Consider the following 1,380-nt stretch of genomic DNA (forward strand, 5'->3'; position numbering starts at 1 on the left):
TTGCTCTACCCAGCTGCGCTACTCTATATATCGCTGTACTTCTTCCGTTAAGTATAACGGTCACTTTTCGAACCGTAATCTTGTTTTCTACTATATTTTAATAGTATATTCAATTCAAAATAAATTAATAATATTACCTTTATATAATCCATTCAGCAGTCGGGGAGATAACTACGCTGTCACTATTACCCTTCACAAATCCGAGTTTTTTTATCTCATCTTCCTTCACCCAAATGTATGAACTATTTTTTTGATCTTTTAGATTTTGTAATATTGCTTCTTGTTTATTAGTTAAAATAATCTCAAAAATATCTGCAATTAATATTTGATAACAGTTAAATCTTTTTTCTTCTCGTAAAGGAGTCTGAATCCGTTCTGAGAATTGGTATTGTATCTTATAGAATTCATTTAATGGAATTAATCCAGTATCTATTAATTCTTCAAGAAATTCTCTCTCTGCTGATACTTCTCTATATGTATTACTTTTAAACCAATTAAGAAACTTCATAACATATTTACCTTCTACTCTAACTCTCAAATCATTTTTACTAAGTTCGTCAATAGCAAAATTATCATCGTCTTTTACTTTCCACTCTTTAAATCTATTATTTATTCCTGGATGAAATTTGTATACACCCCCAACAGGTTGATATTGTCCTTTAATTCTATTACCTTTTACTAATAAGTATTCTTGACCGACCTTTATTTTGAACAAATAAGATATTGAAAATCTAATATCTTTCTTTCTAAAAATAGTTTTAGTTATTAAAGATAAATAAAAATCTCTATGAGAGGTATTATCTTCAAGAAAATATTGTGTTATTGAAAAAACTAATGTAACAATAGCACTAGTTGTTAAGGAGATTAAAAAATTATTATCTGTAAAAGATAATATGACAAACATAAAAATTGAAAGTATAAAGTAAACTACAATATTCATACTATTCCCCTACTCTTTTCATAAATTGTTTTCATCTATAAACCTTATAAAAGCTAAATCTTCTGGTTTATTAAAAAATTTATTTAATAAAGTAATCCCTTTCCTTTTTCCATACTTGTTTAAATAAAATGTAAAGTGCCGTCTCTCAGTATCATTGCATATAAAACCAATATTATATCCCAGTACTTTCATTAATTTTTGTTGTAGGTAATTATTACTTTCAATTAATTTTTCATGTTTGATAAAGTATTTGATGCACAAACATTTCGAGTACCAATGAATACAATTATTTTTACCGCTTAAAAAGTTAATTAAAAATTTAGCTATTTCTATATTACTTTCAATCTCTGTAAAAATTTTAAGAATAAAATACTCAACATTTAGGAAAATATTTTTTTTACCTAACAAAAAATTTTCCAATTTATTTAAAAGATATGAAT

At 25.4% G+C, this 1,380-nt stretch carries 2 protein-coding genes; both read right to left on the reverse strand.

Going from position 1 to position 1,380, the window contains the following annotated elements:
• Nucleotides 1–139: 139 nt before the first annotated feature.
• Nucleotides 140–940, reverse strand: coding sequence for an SMODS-associated NUDIX domain-containing protein (locus tag AC1DVK_RS26860; RefSeq protein ID WP_477627823.1), 801 nt, complete (start codon nt 938–940; stop codon nt 140–142).
• An 18-nt stretch (nt 941–958) separates the two neighbouring features.
• A partial coding sequence (locus AC1DVK_RS26865; protein WP_477627824.1) for a hypothetical protein occupies nt 959–1,380 on the reverse strand: 422 nt, incomplete at its 5' end.

Source organism: Peribacillus sp. P4_B1 (assembly GCF_056402395.1).

Excerpts from the sequence above, each read along its gene's own strand:
- AC1DVK_RS26860 (WP_477627823.1), bottom strand. The coding sequence starts at position 940 with ATGAATATTGTAGTTTACTTTATACTTTCAATTTTTATGTTTGTCATA.